The organism is Microbacterium sp. cx-59 (genome assembly GCF_020805625.1).
Classification (GTDB): domain Bacteria; phylum Actinomycetota; class Actinomycetes; order Actinomycetales; family Microbacteriaceae; genus Microbacterium.
The window spans coordinates 445,593-463,280 of sequence record NZ_JAJHGO010000004.1 but is presented as its reverse complement, the minus strand read 5'-3'; the positions used below and the strand labels follow the sequence as shown (position 1 = coordinate 463,280).

At 64.0% G+C, this 17,688-nt stretch carries 19 protein-coding genes; 3 read left to right on the top strand and 16 right to left on the bottom strand.

The window, feature by feature from the left end; genetic code table 11:
* Positions 1-126: 126 nt before the first annotated feature.
* The 13 genes from LMI96_RS05660 to LMI96_RS05600 all read right to left on the bottom strand — a co-directional run bounded on the left by LMI96_RS05660 (position 127) and on the right by LMI96_RS05600 (position 9,893).
* The gene (locus LMI96_RS05660; protein ID WP_228360778.1) at positions 127-951 is read right to left on the bottom strand and encodes a hypothetical protein; all 825 of its coding nucleotides are present in this window, start codon (positions 949-951) and stop codon (positions 127-129) included.
* Complete coding sequence (locus tag LMI96_RS05655) at positions 948-1,268, bottom strand: hypothetical protein (protein ID WP_228360777.1); 321 nt, start codon at positions 1,266-1,268, stop codon at positions 948-950. Before LMI96_RS05655 ends, LMI96_RS05660 begins: the two co-directional genes overlap by 4 nt.
* On the bottom strand, positions 1,265-2,116 hold the full coding sequence (locus LMI96_RS05650) for a replication-relaxation family protein (RefSeq protein WP_228360776.1): 852 nt from the start codon (positions 2,114-2,116) through the stop codon (positions 1,265-1,267). The genes LMI96_RS05655 and LMI96_RS05650 overlap by 4 nt, the downstream gene beginning before the upstream one ends.
* A gap of 181 nt (positions 2,117-2,297) precedes the next feature.
* Positions 2,298-4,448 (bottom strand): type IV secretory system conjugative DNA transfer family protein, encoded by a 2,151-nt coding sequence (locus LMI96_RS05645; RefSeq protein WP_228360775.1) that lies wholly within the window; start codon positions 4,446-4,448, stop codon positions 2,298-2,300.
* The gene (locus tag LMI96_RS05640) at positions 4,441-4,665 is read right to left on the bottom strand and encodes a hypothetical protein (protein ID WP_228360774.1); all 225 of its coding nucleotides are present in this window, start codon (positions 4,663-4,665) and stop codon (positions 4,441-4,443) included. The genes LMI96_RS05645 and LMI96_RS05640 overlap by 8 nt, the downstream gene beginning before the upstream one ends.
* A 160-nt stretch (positions 4,666-4,825) precedes the next feature.
* On the bottom strand, positions 4,826-4,999 hold the full coding sequence (locus LMI96_RS05635; RefSeq protein WP_228360773.1) for a DUF4175 domain-containing protein: 174 nt from the start codon (positions 4,997-4,999) through the stop codon (positions 4,826-4,828).
* A gap of 57 nt (positions 5,000-5,056) precedes the next feature.
* A complete protein-coding gene (locus tag LMI96_RS05630) occupies positions 5,057-5,734 on the bottom strand; it encodes an MT-A70 family methyltransferase (RefSeq protein WP_228360772.1) in 678 nt (225 codons plus the stop codon).
* A gap of 152 nt (positions 5,735-5,886) precedes the next feature.
* Positions 5,887-6,579, bottom strand: a complete 693-nt coding sequence (locus LMI96_RS05625) for a hypothetical protein (protein ID WP_228360771.1) — start codon at positions 6,577-6,579, stop codon at positions 5,887-5,889.
* A 26-nt stretch (positions 6,580-6,605) separates the two neighbouring features.
* Positions 6,606-7,688 (bottom strand): hypothetical protein, encoded by a 1,083-nt coding sequence (locus tag LMI96_RS05620; RefSeq protein WP_228360770.1) that lies wholly within the window; start codon positions 7,686-7,688, stop codon positions 6,606-6,608.
* On the bottom strand, positions 7,685-8,455 hold the full coding sequence (locus tag LMI96_RS05615; protein WP_228360769.1) for a hypothetical protein: 771 nt from the start codon (positions 8,453-8,455) through the stop codon (positions 7,685-7,687). The genes LMI96_RS05620 and LMI96_RS05615 overlap by 4 nt, the downstream gene beginning before the upstream one ends.
* Positions 8,456-8,571: 116 nt before the next feature.
* Positions 8,572-8,784 (bottom strand): hypothetical protein, encoded by a 213-nt coding sequence (locus LMI96_RS05610; RefSeq protein ID WP_228360768.1) that lies wholly within the window; start codon positions 8,782-8,784, stop codon positions 8,572-8,574.
* A gap of 66 nt (positions 8,785-8,850) precedes the next feature.
* Positions 8,851-9,522: a hypothetical protein gene (locus tag LMI96_RS05605; RefSeq protein WP_228360767.1), complete on the bottom strand. Its 672-nt coding sequence runs from the start codon at positions 9,520-9,522 to the stop codon at positions 8,851-8,853.
* Between the two features lie 167 nt (positions 9,523-9,689).
* On the bottom strand, positions 9,690-9,893 hold the full coding sequence (locus LMI96_RS05600) for a hypothetical protein (RefSeq protein WP_228360766.1): 204 nt from the start codon (positions 9,891-9,893) through the stop codon (positions 9,690-9,692).
* 198 nt (positions 9,894-10,091) lie between these two features.
* Here LMI96_RS05600 and LMI96_RS05595 point away from each other — a divergent pair, with 198 nt between their 5' ends.
* From LMI96_RS05595 to LMI96_RS05585, 3 genes are all read left to right on the top strand, one after another.
* A complete protein-coding gene (locus tag LMI96_RS05595; protein WP_228360765.1) occupies positions 10,092-11,540 on the top strand; it encodes a hypothetical protein in 1,449 nt (482 codons plus the stop codon).
* 14 nt (positions 11,541-11,554) lie between these two features.
* Complete coding sequence (locus LMI96_RS05590) at positions 11,555-12,997, top strand: hypothetical protein (RefSeq protein WP_228360764.1); 1,443 nt, start codon at positions 11,555-11,557, stop codon at positions 12,995-12,997.
* A gap of 349 nt (positions 12,998-13,346) precedes the next feature.
* Complete coding sequence (locus LMI96_RS05585) at positions 13,347-13,811, top strand: hypothetical protein (RefSeq protein ID WP_228360763.1); 465 nt, start codon at positions 13,347-13,349, stop codon at positions 13,809-13,811.
* 269 nt (positions 13,812-14,080) lie between these two features.
* Here LMI96_RS05585 and LMI96_RS05580 read toward each other — a convergent pair whose 3' ends face one another.
* The 3 genes from LMI96_RS05580 to LMI96_RS05570 form a co-directional block, all read right to left on the bottom strand.
* A complete protein-coding gene (locus LMI96_RS05580) occupies positions 14,081-16,219 on the bottom strand; it encodes a hypothetical protein (RefSeq protein ID WP_228360762.1) in 2,139 nt (712 codons plus the stop codon).
* A gap of 3 nt (positions 16,220-16,222) precedes the next feature.
* Positions 16,223-16,570, bottom strand: coding sequence for a hypothetical protein (locus LMI96_RS05575; protein ID WP_228360761.1), 348 nt, complete (start codon positions 16,568-16,570; stop codon positions 16,223-16,225).
* 325 nt (positions 16,571-16,895) lie between these two features.
* Positions 16,896-17,585, bottom strand: a complete 690-nt coding sequence (locus LMI96_RS05570; RefSeq protein WP_228360760.1) for a type II secretion system protein — start codon at positions 17,583-17,585, stop codon at positions 16,896-16,898.
* Positions 17,586-17,688: the final 103 nt, after the last annotated feature.

The following is a 17,688-nucleotide window of genomic DNA, read 5'->3' as shown; positions in this document are numbered from 1 at the left end:
ACGAGCGCGCGGGTCAGCTTCCGGTAGTCGGGATGGGTTCGCCGTGTCGACTCGATCCGGATGTTCATTCGGAGGCGCGGTCGCCCGCGGCCTCGCTTCGGCACGTGCTGCCCTGGTGAGGATCCGCTATCTGATGAAGACATGGAGTACCTCCTCTCGTTCAACGACGTCGTAGATGTCGCGCAGTCTGGCCATCAGTGGTTCGTAGTTCCACTCAAGTGCGTCGGACTCAAGGCCCTGGTCGATGCACCAGTCCGCGAGGCTGGTCTCCCAGTCCTCGAGGGGGCTGAGCGCACGCAGGGCGTCTTCCTCGCTCTTGAACGTGCCGGCGAACGCTTCATGAAAGCTCTCCATGAGGTTGTCGCTGCCGACGCTGACGTCGGGAAGTGAGAGGAAGGCTTGGAGCGCCTTGTCCTCTGGGAGCTGGAGGTCAGTGAGGAGCTCGATGAGACCGTCGACTTCACCGCTGTCCCAGTTCGCCGGGACATTCACGATGAAGTGCTCGCCTCCAACGCGGACGCTGGTGCGCACGAGCAGCAGGTCGAGCTTGGGGGCCAGATGCTCGTTCATGAACTGGCGTCCGGTGCCCGTGTTCTCCCGAGCGACGAGGTAGGTGCCGAACCAGTCGATGAGCTCCTTTGTGGTGGCATCGGCGTGGTCGTCGGTATAAAGCGCGAGGTACTCGTCGCGAAGCGTCAGGTACTGCCCTTCTCCGGTACGCCCGAAGTCCGCCAGGGCGCTCTCTCGTCCGTAGGCGCGGCCAAGGACGTGGGCGATACAGCGGGCGGTGCCGTCGTCGACCTCGGTGTGTTCGGCTGTCGCCTGTGCGATGCCGTCCGAGATCATCTGGCCGAAGCGGCCTCGGGCTACTTCGAGACGTCGCCAGTCGGGCGTCTGGCGCTCACCAGCCGGTCGGACTTCGGGAGCCTGGTGCGGTTCGTGCTCGCTCATGATCGGCCTCCCTCCGTGAGGATGTAGCGGCCGAGAGCGTCGACCCACGCTTCCCGTTCCAGAGGCACGGTGACCTCATTGAGTTCGTTGAGGGCGCGCTCGGCGTCGAGCTGACCGGTCGCGGCGAAGGCCTCGAGGGCGCTGCCGGGTCCGTCGTGCATAGTTGCGGCGAGCATCCGGGCGATGCCCTCGTCAGCGACGTTCGTATCGCCGTAGCTCCAGTCGTCGAGGATCTGGAGTGCGGTGTCAGATTGGTCGAGTGACGCTGGGAGCGTCGAGTCGAAGTTGAAGCGTGTTTGCGTTGGTTGGGTGATCATGGTGAAACCTCCTTTCGGTTATGTGGTGTTGGGGTCAGGAAGCTGATCAGCGCGTCGAGCGCTTTATCGGCTTCGCAGGTGGTGAATAGATCCCCGGGCAGGTCACGGTCGGCACGGATGGATGCCGTGAGCTTGCGAGTGCGCTCGGCGTCTGGTGTGATCCAGAGCACGGCCGGGAACACGTCGCTTCGGGCTTGCTCGGTGCCGGTTTGCCGGTACTGCTGGTAGGTGTGGCACTTTCTGATAACGGCCGGCAGATGCTCTGTGTCGCGGTCAACCTCGACGAAGACGTGCGCTTCGACCTCAGCGTTGGCGATGACGACAAACAGGTCCGATTTGAGCGTTACCAGCCCGAGCGGTCCTTGGAACGGTCGCCAGCAGCTTGGTTCGGTGTCGAGCTCCAGAATGTCGATCTCGCCGCGCATCTCACATTCGCGCAGGGCGATGGCGACCTCTGCGACGGCGAGCGTGTGCGCCAGGAAGGTCTGCGAGGGGGTGATGTAGCGTCGTCGGTTCGGCTCGCCGCGCTGGGCTCGTAGGAGCCGTTCACCCGTCGCGGCGAGGTGCCAGGTGGTGGCGGCAGAGCCGCGAGCAGGTCCTCCGACGCGCCGCTGGATTCTTGCGATGAAGCCGTGCGCTTCGAGGCGTAGCAGCACGCGGTTGGCGAGTCTCGTGGCCGTGGGGACCGTGGCGTGCGGGCCATGAGGCGTGGATGGAAAGTGCAGTCGCTGGAGCTGTCGGGTGGTGAGCGCACGGAAGCGCTCGAGGTGTTGCAGGATGCGATGGTCGCGGTCGGTCAGAAGCGACTCGAGCTGATGCACCCTTGTGGGGTTCCAGGCGTCGGTCATGAGGCGCCTCCGGATGCGGTCGGACGGTCGGCCCCCACACCGCTCGAATGAGCGGGAGTCCCATCCCAAGAGGGCCGAAGTTGGCCGGAACGGGGGCGATTGGTGCACCGCGTCAGTGCTGCGATTGGCGCATCGACTGGCGCACCTCGGCCACAAGGCAACGTCGCTCTGAACCGCCCGTTCATGCTCGCCTCCGCTTTGTGTGAGGCACCACTTCCGGCCCTTGCGCAGCTGGGTCTGAGGTCGCCGCGGTGGTTGATGATGCTGGAGCAGTTACGGAGGCGGTCGCGAGTTGGCGGAGGCGGTGGGCTGCGCGGATGGCGGTGCCGTGCCCGAGGCGTACGGGCGGGGTCAGCGTGCGGGCGGAGAACCAGCCACTGGGTCCAGAGGCGGTCAGGACGTTGGCGTAGATCTCGTACTGGGGGAGGAGCTGGATGTCCTCGGCGCTGAGTCGTGGGCTGGAGCTCGCGATCCGCTTGGCTTCTTTGGCGCTGGTGGAGTAGGTCACTTTGCTCTTGGTGTTGACCTCGATGGCCTCGGCGAGCTCGCTGCCCATTTGGTAGAAGCCTTGGCCGAACAGTGCCCACCCGACGCCGTACGAGCGTGAGATCTCGAGTGCCGTCTCAAGGGGCACCGGAAGGCGCAGGAATTTTCGCACCTCATCGACATATACGAACCCCGGTCGCTTCTTCGGGTTGGTTTCCGTCGCCCGCTCCTGGGCGGCCAAGAAGATCTCTGAGCAGATGAGCCCTCCGATGAGCTGGCCCGTCTCCGTCCCGCCGAGTGCCTCGTTGACACTCACCAATACGATCCGGTCGCCCTTCCAGATGTCTCGCAGGCGGAACGGCGGGTCGGCTTGGCCGAGGATGGCCGTTACCCCGCGCCGCATCAGGTACCGGCGAAGTTTGTTCATGGGGGCGGCGATCTCGTTCTCCTGCTGCGCTGGCTTGAGCGCCTCGAAGCGTGCCCAGAACCGCGCAACCTCCAGTTCCCCTGCGACGGAGGGGGTGACGGTGCGCCGGAAGGCGGGTTCCGTCAGGAGCCGAGAGATGTCGAGCAGGGTGTGCGGCGTCTTCCGCGTCTGTCCGTCGATAGCGAGTGTCAGCACGGAGGCATACAGGATGTCTTCCGTGCGCGGACCCCAGCCGCTGGCGAAGACGCTTTTGAAGACGGCCAGGATGCTGTCGGCGACGGCGTACGCGTCCCGTCCGCGGGCATCAAGCGGATTAAACCCGGCCGTCCCTTCTGGATCCGAGGGGTCGAATAGGACGACGCGCTCACCTTCCTCGGGTGTCAGGCAGTCCAGCACATAGGAGACGCCTTGGCCTTTGGGGTCGATGAAGCAGACGGGCCGACCTGCGCGAACGTCGGACAGCAACCACGGCACGAGCGCCGCCTCCGTCTTCCCTGCCCCAGTGGGTGCCAGAACCGATACATGTGAGAGTCGAGCCTCTGCCGTGATCCCCACAAGACGCTCGGGGCCAGGAGAGGTTCCAACCGCGAAGACGCTCTCAGCGTCGGACACCCCCTTCGCTACTGGCAGGCGCTTGGGGTGCAGCGGTTCGACTCCGGGGAGGTCGCTGTCGCCGAGCGGCCAGCCCAACAGTGCCGTGAGTTCGGCCGCGGTCAGCTCGAGTCGGGCTCTCGCGGGGCTGCCCGCATCGAGACGACCGGTGGGCTCGCGAACAAGCCGCAGCGTGACCCCGATCGCCTGGATACTCTGCAGACTGCCGAACAGTCCTCGGACGAGTGCCTCGCGGCGCTTCGGATCGGGGCCGCCGACGCCGATTCGCAGCGCCACTTGGAGTCGGGCCTCGGCGGCATGGTCTTGGAGCTTTCGTCTGGTCTCGGGTGCGGCCTTCTTGATGCCGCGCCAGAGCCGTGAGCCGGTCGGCTGCAACGGGTCGGAGCTATCCGGATGGATCCCTCGCGGCGCCCGGGCTCTGCCGAGTACTACCTGAAGAACGAGCGTCTCGCCCTTCTTCCTCGCGGCCAACGCCCCATAGATGGACGCGGTCAGATGCTCGGGATCTGGGGTGCCGGTCGGCAGGCCGCGCTGCTGCGCCTCGACTCGGGCACTTGCGACGAGCGGAGATCGGCTCGCCGCCTCGAAGACGACATCCGGGAGCGCGGTTCGCAGCAGGTGCTTGAGTTGATGGACGCTGGTGGGGGTGCATCCCAGGATGAACTGGATGCCGTCGTCTGCTCTCGTTTCGAGGGAAAGCGGCCGGGGGATGTCGGACGCGGCGAGTCGAGCCAGCAGAGTGGTGACGGTGACGGGCTCAATGGGCCGGGGTAAATGGAGCCGGGTGAAGACGAACGGATCAGGCACGATGTACCCCTTGCTTCATTCCAGCGGGCTGGGTGCGTTTTGATGCGCGGGTGGCGTGATCGGCTTCGGCTTCTGCCTCGAGAAGCGCCTTCTGCAGCGCCGCACTTGTGAGGATCTGCGCGAGCGTCACGGCGGAGTGCCCGTCGGTCTGGGTTGTCACCCGGACTCGCCGTGAGCGGCGGGCGTAGTGACGACGGGTTGGTGGATTCTTGGTCATGATTCACCTCCTTTCGGGTTCGGATTGATAGGTACGGACTCGGCAGATTCGGAGGCCTCCGGAGCGCAGAGCGGATTGCCGTTTATGAGGCAGGTCTGGGTTTTTGTCAATACATGTTGTCTATTCCGCAACGACTCGACAGGGGCGAACATGCTCATGCTCACCACCGCCGATCGCGGCGCCACCGGATGAACCAGATGGTCGCCCAGATCAGACCGGCAACGGCGGCGATGAGCAGGAGCCATCCCCAGATTTGGCTGAGGAGCTGCAGCGCCAGCCAGAGCACGAACACTCCGGCGAGTGCCAACAGGCAGGCGCGAAAGAACTTGGTCATGAGTGGCTCCGGCTTCCGCTCCTTGGGCGTCTTGCTGTCCTCGGGCCAGAACACAGCTCAGCCCTCGCCTTCTCCATCGGCGGACGCCACCTCGGTGTCGCCCTGGCGGGCGAAGTCGCTCGGGACGGAATAGCCCCAGTCGGCCAGCGAGACGTCGCTCTCGATCTCGTTGCCCCAGACGCTCCAGTTGGCAACAGGCGGGTTCCGGCGGGCGAACAGCTCGAGCTTCTTCGTGTCGGATCCGCTGACCCGGTCGATGACGCTGTAGATCTCGTCCGGCTTGACGGAATGGTCGAGCAGAGGCCAGTACGCCCAGGTCGGCTGACTCTTGAACTGCACCGGTGCTTTGCCCTTGGTGCCGAACAGCACGTGCTCGGTCGCGTTACGCAGGTAGTTGCCGAGCGTGAAGCGGGGCTTGATCCAGGTGAGCGGTGAACGCGGTGTGAATCCCCATGCCTCCATCACGTCGTACCCGTCGCGCAGCGTCGCGTTCGTGACCCAGAGCCAGAGGTGCGCGTTCTCTTCGGAGAGCGCCTGAATCGCTGTGCCCATGCCCTTGATCTGGTCCATCGACATGAGGTCGTAGTGGCGCGAGGCGCCGAGCGCTCCGGTTTGATGCGTCGGCCACGGTGGGTCCGCGTGGAAGACGCCGAACTTCCGGACGTCCAAGGTCTTCGGCATCGGCGCCTTCTCGGTGCCGGGTGCAGTAGGACGGACTTCGCTGTTGAGGGTCATGATGAGCCTCCTTTCTTGCCCGTGGTTACGGCGGGCCGGTGGATGAGTAAGAACGGACTGGTGCGAACTGTCAATGCGCGAGTCGCGGATCAACGGGGGTGAGATTCGCCTCCGCAGGGTCTGCGACTGGTGCAGGCATGAGACGGGATCGGTCACGAGAGCGCCTCCTTGCCGAGTGGTCCGTGGAGCACGGAGTGTCGCGTGCCCCGCCTGGTGGCGGTCAGCGATCGGTGGATTGCGGCCGCGAAGGTGCCCGGTGGGTCCGACTGGCTGAGCGGCGTGACCGTCATGTTCGGCGCATTGATCAGGTCGGGTGGCACCTGTCCTCCGAGCACCACCGCGTGCACACGCCCGGGGAACGCGAGGAGCCGGGACATCACCTCAGACGGGTCACGATCGGTGAGCTCGAAGTCGGAGAAGATCGTCGCGCGTACCTCGTGGTCGGGGTGTTTCGCGGCGAGCCGTTCCAGTGCGGTGAGGCTCGGCGACAGATCGCTCGTGCCTGCGCCGCCGGGATTGCGCAGCGACGGTTCGAGACGACGTTGCAGGTGGCGGTGGTTGAGCGCCGTGATCCCGCTGGTGCCGTGCGGGTGGTCGAAGTGGAGGACCGCTACCTTCGAACGATTGGTGGCTGTCCACTCCGCGACTTGGGTGATCGCGCGGCGGGCTTCGCTGAAGCGGTTGCCGACGGGATCCGTGCCGTGTGGGGCGATCACCGAGCCCGAGTCGTCGAAGAGGAGGATGTCGAGGCACGGACGCTTCGGCTCGAGTCCGGGCCAGCCGAGCTCGATCCACGGCTCGCGCTCCGCCGGGAAGTCCCGGGTCTGGATGATGCCACCAGGCAAGATCCATGAGGGTTGAATGTAGGGGTTCACTTGGCGCCCCCGCTCCGACGGGTGGTCTGCCCGATATTGGTGGTCTCGGCGACGGGACCGTTACCGGCTGTCTGCGGGTTCCGGCGAAGGATGCCGTAGAGCAACCCCTGCATGTGGTGTCCCGCGGCAGTGCCGCGCTCCAACTGCTCCGCATGGATGGAGGCGCTGGTCGCCAGTGCTTCCTCGCGGCGCTGCCACGGCGTCGACGCGGCAAACGCCTGGTGACGGCTCACCTCGCGCTGGTAGTCCGCCTCTGCGTTATCGAGAAGATCTGCGACCGCGTCAGCAAAGCAGAAGCTCTCGATCCAGCTGGCGGCGGCAATTGCAGCGGCGATGCCGCCGAACACCAGTCCGACGAGCGGATCCTCGATGCTCGCGCGCAGAGCGAAGATTGCGCACGCGATCGTCCCCGCCACAGCAATCGACACATAGATGAGGGCTTTGACGAACGGCCAGCCGCGGTCCGGTGCATCGAAGAAGTGCGCGTGCGGGAGCAGCTCCGGGCTGAGTTCTTCGATGGGGCGGGAGCGGCGCACACGGTCGCGGACGTCACGCACCTCCCCACCGCTTAGTCCTGCCGTGACCGTCGCAGCCGCAGCTGAGATGGCCATGACGAGCGCGATCGCGGGGATCTCGCCGAGCCAGATCGCCGCGGTCGCGATACCGGCGATGTCGCCCATCAGGAACGCGGCCTTGGCGAGCAGGTGCCAGCGCTTCGCCTTTGGTGGGCGTCGCCGGTACGGGGTCAGCACTGCCAGGACGGCAATGAAAGACCGTGTGACCGTCGCCAGGACGTCGGTATGCCCCTCCAGAATGTGTCCTGCGGCGGAGGCGGCGGGCGTCAACCCGGCCGCCTCCACCTCGGGTTCCAGGGCGGACTCGTGCGCGGTCGCTTGGTGCAGCGAGTGCTGTTCGGCGGTGAGCTCGTCGTACTCCGGACTCACCCACAATTTGGCCACCGCGTCGGGTTGCGGGGTCGCGCCGGCCTCGTCGACGCGGGGGAGGGCGATCTGCTCCGCCCGCGCATCCGCATCGCTCGCTCCTACGAGCGGATCGAGTCCCTTTTGCACCGGACTCACCGCCCGTCCGTCACGACGAGGCACTGCGCCGCACCGGTGTTGGCGCACAGGCGCGTGTAGAAGGCCTTCATTCCGTCGATGAAGTCCGACGGGAGCGGATCGCCGGTCGTACGGCCGATGCCCACGACGGCGACACTGGCCTCCAGGAGCTGCGGAACGGGCACCTGGTCCGCCAGCGCCGTGGCCTCCTCAGCCGACAGTGTCCGATCGATGGTCACGCCCTGGTTGGTCATGCCATCGGTGAGCGCGGTCACCTCCAGATGCATCTCGGGGCGAAGCGTCCGGGCTTCGTCGAACAATCGGAACAGTCCGACCACGTCCGTGCCGCCCTGCGGGAGCAGTGCGATCGCGGGAGCGTAGTTCTTCTCGACCTCGGCCATGACGTCGCGCACGACGCCGGGTACACGGCGCAGCTTTGCAATATCCGTCGCGCCGTCCACGGAGATGTCTCCCTCGTAGATCGGTGCGGTGACCGAGTTCGTCCCAAAGGCGACCACGGTGAGGTGTCCGCCGCAAACGGCGACACGTTCCGCCTTTGTCTTCAGGTACGCGAGGTGCTCCCGCGCAATGAACTCGTTGTTGCTCGTGGCGCTGCCGTCGACTGCGTTGTAGCTGTTGATCTGTTGACCGTCCGGGCAGGTCTCGAGGATCTGCTGGAGGCGACCGAGGTCGCCCGGTGCGGAGGCTGTACACCCGGCGAGGAGCGCTGCTCCGATCGCGAGTGTGATGCCAGCTGCCGCGGTGCGGCGGGATACTGAAGACGTCATTGACGTGTCCTTCCAGTTGCTTGTTGCGAGTGATGGGTGGGTGTTGCTGACACGGGGCGATCCAGTTACCGCTGGGTCGTCCCGCTTCTCTTGCCGGCAGGTGGTGCCGGTGAGTCCTACCGGGAGGGGGCTGTGGTCGCTTCGCAGATGCGCAGCGAGAGGCGGGTGATCTGCTCGATGTGCTTGCGCCCCGACGGGGCAAGGACGGTGAGGCCGTCGAGGCGCAGGTCGGGATGCTGCATCGCGACGTGCGCCTTCTGCAGGGCAATGGCGGCGAGCTCGAGGCGCGCGATGGCTTCGAACTGGGCGTTGGGGATGGTGGCGGGCATGGAGTGTCCTTTCAGGCGGGGCGGTCGTTAGTGACGGTGAACCGGATACGGGAGGCGTCACATCGGTCATCTAGCGCGTTTGGGGTGGGTGCTGGTTGGGGTCCTCCACATGGGCGGAGACTCTGCAAACACGTGCTGGCAGAGCGCGCAGCCGACGCTGTCTTCGAGCCACCAGCCGCGAGCCATTCGGATGGTGCGCGGACGGCCACGCTGATCGCGGCACTTGCACTGCGCCGAGACGTACTTGCTGGCATTCCCCGCTTCGCCCTCCCCGAGCCCGAGCGGCGTCACCGACACGGATGGCAACGCCACCGCTCGGCCGGTCGCGCCGCTTGCGGGGAGCAGACGGATAGCGCTCTCCAATTCGGCGACCAGGTCCCCGAACCTGTCCCGCCCCACTTCGGAGAGCCCGACGGTGACGTGCCCGATGTAGCTGCGGTCGTTCTTGGCAACACGAAGACCCAGGAGCGTGGCCAGACGAGCGAAAGTGCGGTTGTGGTACCGATTGCCGCGTCCCGACGTGTCTTTCAGTCCCACGACGCGGGCGTAGAGGTGTGCCAGCTCGTGACAGATCGTGTCCAGGATCTCTTCGGCACGGGCCGTCGCATCCATGTGCGCGAACATGAACATCCCGACGTTGATGTGGATCTCATCGAGCGCCGTCGCTTCCAATTGCCACTTCTCCGGCTGATACGAGCCGAACGCTCCGAGCGCCTGCCCGCCGAGTACGACGACCACGCGCTTGCGGAAGGCCGCCGTGAGGCCAGGCAGATGCGGTTCGCTCCGCAGGCAAACCTCCAGAGCCGCCCGAGAACACGCGTCACTCAGGACGCGGAACGCGGCCTGCCCTGGCTGGGTCGAGATCGTCGCGAGTTCGTCCGATTGGGCGGAGACTCCCCACGCGTTCACTTCGTTCCCTCTTCGTGGAGGCGGCCGAGGATGAGCTTGATGAGCGTGTGGATCTCGTCCGCGTACTCCTCGCTGTCCTGCGCGAGCGGGGTGCGCTGCAACGAGGCCGCACGCGACGCATCGAGGTCGCGGAGTGCGAAACCGAGCTCCGTCACGGCCGTGATGAGGTGCGGGATCGGGTCGGGGTGAGTGTTGGCCACGGGGTGTCCTTTCGGGGATCGAGAACCGCTGACACCCTCCACACCAGTCGCTCCCAGGGCCTTGTCAAACGCGATTTCCTGGGACGCGAAATCACGCGAAACGTCTCTTCGCGCTGGGACTGGCTGGGACTTCCTGGGACGAGACGGCCGGTTCGGAGGGTGCTTGGTGGAGCCACTAACGTTCGATGTATGGGGACGATGACGGACGACCAGATCGGAGACGCGCTACGTGATCTCTTGCTGTCCGGCGGGAACCGAGCGGCTCGCAGTCGCACGCCCACGGCCGTCGATCTCGACCAGGCGCTCGTTGATCACGTTGCCAACCGGCTCGATGCGGTAGCGCCCAGTCGAGACCGCGGGTTTGATCGATCGGTGGCCTGGGACCTGTTGGTTGCCGCGGTGACGAGCAGCTCACCGGAACACGAGCGTGACAAAAAGCTGTTGGTCGCGGCGACGCACATGCTGGAGATGGGAAGGGATCCGAGAGACTCCGCCAAGCCGGCGCCTTACGAAGACACCCAAGCGCTGATGAAGTCGATCGGCGTCAACAGCGCGACGTTGAAGCGCTATGCGGGTGTGGAGTCGAACTCCGCCAAGTACGGCAAGAGCATCTCCTTCCGTCGCTATTACGCAGCGGTCGCCTCCGGCCTCGGCGTGAACAGGGATACCCTCCGCCCCGACAAGCACATCGAAAGCGACCACTTCGGCGAGGCCGTCGGCCGGGCCTACCAGCGAGCGCTGCGGAGTGACGACGTGCTGCTTCGCGCAGCACAGGGACACGCGCTACCGGTCGACGAGGCCGCCGAGTCCGATGCTCTGGCTCCACGTCGCGTGAGGCCGCTCGCGTGGGTCGGGGCGGGGCTGGCCGCCGTCGCGGTCGTCGCGGTCGGGATTCTTGTGGCGAGCAACATTGGGGGCGCAGCGCGGGGAGCCGCTGAGGCAGCAGCAGGGCTTGCGACGATCGAGTCGGTCGCCAGCGAACCGCCGAAGTGGACTATCAACACTGCCTTCTGGGTTCCGGTTGGCGCACCGCTCGAGGAGCTCGAAGGGATTACAGACGGGTGTGCGGACCCTCGTGCCCGCGACTGGCTCCTGAAGTACGGCCAGTACCGAGACCACTACCTGTTCAAGGTGAGGAACGTCAGCGACGAAACGATCGGGATTTCCAACGTCGTCTCACGTGGAACGGCGACGGCCCCGCAGCCCGGACTCATCGTGAAGTGCAGTGGCGGGGGCGAGGGCGGCGAAATCGAGTGGTCTGTGCTGCGACTGGAGTTCGGAGAGGGTGTGGTCGCGACGCTGGCCGATACCACGCGGGTGAGTGACTACTTCTGGCTCAACATTCCACCCGGGGAGACATCCGGAGTGCTGGTCTACCCGAGCGGCGAGCAAGACTTCAAGGGCACGCTCACCGTCGATGTCGCACCCACATCCGGCCAAGTGGCTCAGCTGACAATTCCCGCCCTTGAGGAAGCGGACGCCGCCCGGGCGATGGAGTGGCACGCCATGCCGAGCGATAAGCGGGTCACGCTTTCACTTCCGAGCCCCGGCGAGGCGGCCACCTGTGACGTGAACGGGACTGAATTGGAGCGCTGCACCGCGAATGCCCTGCGAGACGCGGTTGACACGCTGTGGGAGAAGGACTGAGCAGGAAGGCAGACATGAGCGAATTGGAATCACGTCAGCGTCGTCTGCGTAGGTGGCGCCATCGGAACGTCGTCGCGCCAGCGGTTATCGCCGTCGCGGGGATCCTTGCCGGGTGCACGGCGGGACCGAGTCCATTGACGGTGACGGCTGAGACGTCATTCGACTTCGCTGATGGGATGGCCGCGGACGTGATGTTCTGGGTGCCGTTGGACGCGCCGATCGAGGAGATGGATCTCGGGGCGAGCACCGTGTACGCCTGCGCACCGGAGCTGACGTCGTGGCTGACCAAGAACGGCACGCTCATCACGACCCCTCAGGCGGTTCTGATCCGCAGTTCGGCAGACAAGAAGCTGGATGTCGAGCTGCGCGCGCAGGGTTCGTACCGAAACGCCGATCCGGGATTTGTCGTGCAATGCGGAACTCCTGGTATCACCGGAGGCGAGGGGTTCGAGGGTGAACTCGAATGGGAACTGGCGCTGGTGCGTCTCGCAGACGATGGCGTCGAGGTGCTGGAGGCGACTAACGAGGGCCCGAAGCCTCTTCAGCTGGCGGTGGACGGTGCTCAGCCAGCTGGAATGCTGGCGCTTGTCCAGGGTGAGCGGGCGTTTGAGGGTCAGCTCGTCGCGTCGACGGAAGGCACGCAGGGGGTCGCGGTGCCGCTGCGCGGCGCGGATGAGGAAACCACCACAGACATCTATTGGCCAGGCATTCCACCTTCAGGCACGCTGCGCGTCGCGATTGCGGCCGACCCGTACACCGATGAGATCGCCTTCCTTTGCTCAGCGGCATCCCAAGCTGCGTATGCCGCGTTGCGGTGTGAGCCGAACAGCGGGCCGGTAGATGAGCAGATTCGGGCGCAGGCAGTCCGCTACCGCGACAACTACGACCGAGTTCAGGAGCGCGAGCGGCTCCGAACGACGGAACCGCAACCGACGACGGCCGCAGAGTCCTCTACGAAACTGACCCGTCTCGATCCGTGGGCTGATCCGGCGATGGCCGACAAAGCGGTCTACGGGGTCGCGGACGGCTGCTACCGCGACGCGTACCGTCTCGACCGGGTCAATTGCTCGGCAAGCCTCACCTGCTACCTGAACGCCGACGAGTCGCTCGGCGCGTGCTACCTCATCGACAGTTGGGAGGTGTTCACGATCGATGGCCTCCGTGAGCTGCCGCCTGCACCGGATGCGGAGATGGATGTCGAGATGCTGCGACTCGCAGACGGCAGCGTCTGCCGGTTCAGTACTGGCGCGGGGCCGAACGCGCCAACGGGCTTCCATGGATGGGTCGGAAGCTGCCACGACGGCGCCGACGTCCTGTGGGCACAGCACAGGGAAGAGATGCCACTGGACCAGATGTTCCTCTTCGAGCCCAAGCGGCCGGGAGGACTTCTTCAGATCGCGGCTGGACCCGAAGGAGTGAAGCCCACGTTCTACGACGTGGCCGAGATTCTCTACTGAGGTAGGGACCGACGAATCTGGTGAACAGGTGCGGGACGTACCCAGGATGCGACCCCCAGCGTCGTCATTGCTCAACCTCGAGCGCTATCCGTAGCGTGTCAGCCGGACTCCACAACGTCAGCAACTATTGACACATTAGAACAAATGTGCGATAATTCATGTCAGCTGAAGTTAGCTCTGACCAACACGGCTTCAGTAGAGCGCTCCCCGGATTCTCCGGAGCGAAGCGCTCGGGATAGCTCTCCACCCGTCTTTCGGGTGTGGGAGTAGCGCCATCACCGTCATCGGTGACGACGCTGCTCCTGCAACCGCAGGAACTGAGGACAAGACTCTTGGGGAGAGCATGTCAATGGAAATAATGGTCCGTGCCGGCGAAGTTGTAGAAAAGTGCGAATTCGTCGGCGAGTGGTCACAACTCGAGAACGTGTTTACGCCATCTCGGTTGGACGAGATCGTCATCGACGGGCGCAGCTACAGGCCGCACCCGAATGGCGGAGGCCTCGTCTCGGTCGATGCGTTCGTTGCATCGACCGCCTATGTGGCACCGACAGCGCGTGTTGCGGACAAGGCGATGGTGTTCGACGCCGTCCGACTCCTCGACCGCGCAGTCGTCGGTGGAAACGCCGTGGTCGCCGGCCGCTGCGAGCTCCGCGGCGATAGCTATGTCGGTGGCAACGCTGGCCTTGTTGGCAAGGTCACGCTGCGTCGTCGTGCGCGAGTCGATGGGATTGCCCGCCTTGAGGGCATGATCCTGCTCGACTATGTCGCACACATTTCACGAGGTCATCTGTTCGGTCCACTATCGATCGGATGACCGCATCAACTCGAGCCCGCCTCGAGCGCAACGAGAAGAGCCCGCACGGGCGACCTCAGTCGCTCGGCGGGCTCTTCTCTTATGTCCCGGTCATCACCAGGACACGGCGGCGCCTGCGTCCACGTAGGAAGGCCAGAACGCGGTTGGTTCGATTCGTAGGTCATCGATTTGAGGTGCTTAGTCCAGTTCTTGCTGGAACTGTCGTGTGGTTCACTTCTATCCTTTGCCCACTGTCTCAGGGGCTCGTCCGGTTAATTCGCTTAGGCACGCTAGGAAGAACGCCCCGTCTCGTACCAGTTCGTTCCATCGGAGACTAGGGACAAGGTGCTACCCGGCGTGGGCAGGAAATCCGAAGCTAGCTTGAGCGAGGTTCCGTTGTCCGTCACGGAGCCGGTGCCTGAGCCGGTGAAGATGATGGTGGCGCGACGTCCCACGCGTTGGCCGATAACGCTTGTGATTGTAGATCCTGCGTTGACTTGCACGACGTCCGAGAAGGACGGGATTCTCACAACACCTGAAACGACGGTCTGAGTCGGCGGTGCGGTTGCACCAAAGTCAACCGCACTGAACGCATCGTTGTGGCCCACGCCCGGGGCAAAGGAGTATGCGGGATTCGTGCCGCTGAGGGTGTACTCGTCGTGGAACCGGCATCCGGTGAAATTGTTGTAGTCGGCGCCTGACTCTTCCCGCAGCGCGAACGCGGCCGTGAACGAGGCGACGGACTTGCCGGGGAACGGATAGGTGGCGCTCGGGGAACCGTTGGAAGAGGGGTTCGCGCTCCCGATGGTAGACGTCGAGTCAATCGTCACGAGCCCTACGAGCGTGTTCCGAGTCGCGCCTGACAGGACGATCTGCGCGAACGCGTCCGAGACGGCGGTTGCAGTGTTGCCAACGTTATTGCGCTCGAACGTGCCGCCAGTGAATGAATTAGCGGTGCCGGTTAAGTAGAGCCCACGTTTGACATTGCCCCAGCTCCGAATGATCCCAAGAACATTTCTGTTGCTAGTGACATAGATTCCCTCACCGTTGTTTGTCTCGCACTGGAGGTTCGTGAGGGTGTTGTTGGTGGAATTGATCCAGACGCCGTGGTTGTCGGAAACGTCCTCCATGCCAGACGCCCACATGTGCACGTTGAGCATGTTCTGCGATCCGAGATCCAGCCGGACACCAGAACGTCCCGAGTACCCGCCCTCGATGTTGACCCACATACCGTCTGTCGAATCAGAGCCGGCGATCGTTCTGATGTGATAGCCGCGGTTCTCTCGGAACTGAATGTCCGAGTAGAACCCGACAATCGCGGGGCCCGCTTTGCCGAGGACTATTCCCGAGCCGGACGCCTTGTTTACGCCGAGGCGCTGAAGGTTCACGTAGGGCGCGTTGACACAGATATTGTCCATGTCGGGTGAGCTTGCGTTCTGATACCGACCGCCTTCGACGGTTAGGTCGCTGATCGTCGAGCTCGCTGAGTTGATGGTGATGAAGTCACCGGATACCCCAGAGGGGCGCCGTAGGGAGGTGACGCTTCGTCCGGCCCCGCGCAGATGCACGATCTTCCCGGGCGCCAGCGTGATGTCCGTCAGGTAGATCGTCCCTGGCGGGAACTGGATAATCGCCCCGCTAGGAGCGGAAGACAGAAGTGCCGATAGAGCGCTGGTATTGGCCGATGCTGTCGCAGGTGGTCCGACAGAGACGCCGTGGACGACTGAGTGGAATACAGGCGCACCTTCGCCGACGAAGGCGCGATTCAGCGACGTCGCCGTCAAGCGGCTCGGCACCTGTCCATCTGGCAGTCGACCTTCCAGGTCTAATGACGCGATGCCACCAATTGCGCCCAGGCCGCTGATCTTGTTAGGCGTGACCGCGCCGTCAGCAATCTTCGCCGTAGAGATCGAATCGTCTGGAACGTCTCCGTTCAGCTTGCCCTGTACCTCTGACGAGAGTTTGCTCTCGCTCACGGCACCGTCAGTGATCTTCTCATTCGTAACGGCGCCATCCTCGATTCGCCCTGTCGTGACCGCTCCGCCCGCGAGCTTCGCCGTCGTAACAGAAGCGTCCGCGAGCTCAGCGTTCAACTTCTTTCGCACGTCAATGCCCAGCTTGACCTCATCGATCGAGTCATCAGCGATGACACCAGTCCCGATCAATGTCATTACCTCTGGACTGAGCTTCGCCTCTGTAATCGCGGCGTCAGCAATCTGGTGTGCGCCTACAGAAGCGTCGGCGAGCTTCACGGTCGTCACCTGACCATCGCCAATGGCCGTCGTCATCACCGCGCTAGAGGTCAGCTGGGACGCTCCAACGCTGCCAACCTTGAGCGCGCCGTCGTCATCATGGGCCTGTTTGAGGAAGTCGTTTAGGATCTCACCCCAGTCCCCTTTGTCTCCTCCTACTTTTGGTAATCGCGCCATTCATTATTTCTCCTGTTTACGTTTCATCATGTTCCGGATCAGCATCACCCCAGCGATCAGCACGACCGCGCTTGCGCTCAGGGACCCCCAGAAGAGAGCCGGCTTCTCTGTCGCAGCTCGCGTCACAGCCTCGAACCCAGTGTTGGGTGGCTTGATTCCACCCGCGTCTGGATTTGCGGCGCTGTAGGTCTCGCTGCCATAAGGCGACGTGCCATAGGTGCTCTGCGCACTTGCACTGTCGGCGACGCCGAGGGCCGACGCCACCAGCAGAGCAAGGGCGAAGAACCCAGCGGCGAGGTGTCGCGCTGTACGAGAGGCAAGCAGCGGCGAAGTGAGGACCGCACTACTCACCGAACGCACGCCCTCCGTAGGCCGCGGCTTCTGCCTTGGAAGCTGCTTGCTTTCGCTCCGTGCCAGCGAAGGCTTTCAGCAATCCACTGACTCCAATAGCGGCGAGGACGCCCGCAAAGCACACCTTCAAGAAGGCTGCTCGCTCCATTTCAGTATCGAGTAAGTGGTCTATGTTGTCTCGGATGTTCGTGCTCACGATGATTGCGTCCTCTTTATGCGCCTGACTATGGGGCATAAGCGGAACCGGGTCAACGATCATCTGTTGGGCAAGCCTGGTCTGTCGGGGTGAGCCGTTGAACAAATCACAACAAGAGGTGTGGAAAACCTAGCTCGAAGGAAGCGCCATGACGCAACTCGAGAGGTCATCTGAGTAGTTCGTGCCATCCTCTTTCGCCGTCGCATCGCGCCTGTATGTCTGGCTGCCGTCGGTGGACTTGAGGGTCTCAACGCAGCCGTTGTCGAACGGCAGCGTGTAATAGATGTAGTTGATCATTGGCTCGCCGTCCAACATTGGTGCGGCTGGAACACCGGGCTCGACAGACTGGAAGACGATCCCTTGAGAGCACTGCGTCTGTCCGTCAATTGATCGCGTCGAACAGACAGGGTTGTAGGTCGCCATGTTGGGGCTGTACGTCGCAACTTTGGCGAGCTCATCGTTGAAGGCCGCGTCCACGTACGCATTGTGCCCCGCGCTCCACACGCAGGCCGCTTTCGGACCGCCGTGCACCGTGTACCCCTTGCCGAGACAGGCGTAGTAGTAGCCGGACCCGTACATCGGCGCGTGGTCAGCGAAGCTCCTCGGATACCGACCGTACTGTGCTTGGTAGAGGGCCAGGGCATCGCGGTATTGAGTCGCTGCCGTATGCATGCTCACGGACCGGGCGCGGTTGATAATCCCGCTGTAATTGGCGATGACGATCGCCGCCAGTACGGCGATGATCACCACGACGATAAGGAGCTCCACAATGGTGAAGCCATTCCTTTCGGTGTCAATGAGTGATGTCTGATGCGCCATTTCTGAGCATGACTATGAAGCACGAGCAAGATGATGACAAGCTCTGCGTCGTTGTAGAAAGCACCACATGGAGCAGAGCACGCACGTCCACACACTTGCGCGT

Coding starts and splice junctions, on each gene's coding strand:
- LMI96_RS05570 (WP_228360760.1), bottom strand. CDS start 17,585: ATGGCGCATCAGACATCACTCATTGACACCGAAAGGAATGGCTTCACC.
- LMI96_RS05655 (WP_228360777.1), bottom strand. CDS start 1,268: ATGATCACCCAACCAACGCAAACACGCTTCAACTTCGACTCGACGCTC.
- LMI96_RS05610 (WP_228360768.1), bottom strand. CDS start 8,784: ATGCCCGCCACCATCCCCAACGCCCAGTTCGAAGCCATCGCGCGCCTC.
- LMI96_RS05585 (WP_228360763.1), top strand. CDS start 13,347: ATGGAAATAATGGTCCGTGCCGGCGAAGTTGTAGAAAAGTGCGAATTC.
- LMI96_RS05580 (WP_228360762.1), bottom strand. CDS start 16,219: ATGGCGCGATTACCAAAAGTAGGAGGAGACAAAGGGGACTGGGGTGAG.
- LMI96_RS05595 (WP_228360765.1), top strand. CDS start 10,092: ATGACGGACGACCAGATCGGAGACGCGCTACGTGATCTCTTGCTGTCC.
- LMI96_RS05650 (WP_228360776.1), bottom strand. CDS start 2,116: ATGACCGACGCCTGGAACCCCACAAGGGTGCATCAGCTCGAGTCGCTT.
- LMI96_RS05635 (WP_228360773.1), bottom strand. CDS start 4,999: ATGACCAAGTTCTTTCGCGCCTGCCTGTTGGCACTCGCCGGAGTGTTC.
- LMI96_RS05615 (WP_228360769.1), bottom strand. CDS start 8,455: ATGACGTCTTCAGTATCCCGCCGCACCGCGGCAGCTGGCATCACACTC.
- LMI96_RS05640 (WP_228360774.1), bottom strand. CDS start 4,665: ATGACCAAGAATCCACCAACCCGTCGTCACTACGCCCGCCGCTCACGG.
- LMI96_RS05590 (WP_228360764.1), top strand. CDS start 11,555: ATGAGCGAATTGGAATCACGTCAGCGTCGTCTGCGTAGGTGGCGCCAT.
- LMI96_RS05630 (WP_228360772.1), bottom strand. CDS start 5,734: ATGACCCTCAACAGCGAAGTCCGTCCTACTGCACCCGGCACCGAGAAG.
- LMI96_RS05660 (WP_228360778.1), bottom strand. CDS start 951: ATGAGCGAGCACGAACCGCACCAGGCTCCCGAAGTCCGACCGGCTGGT.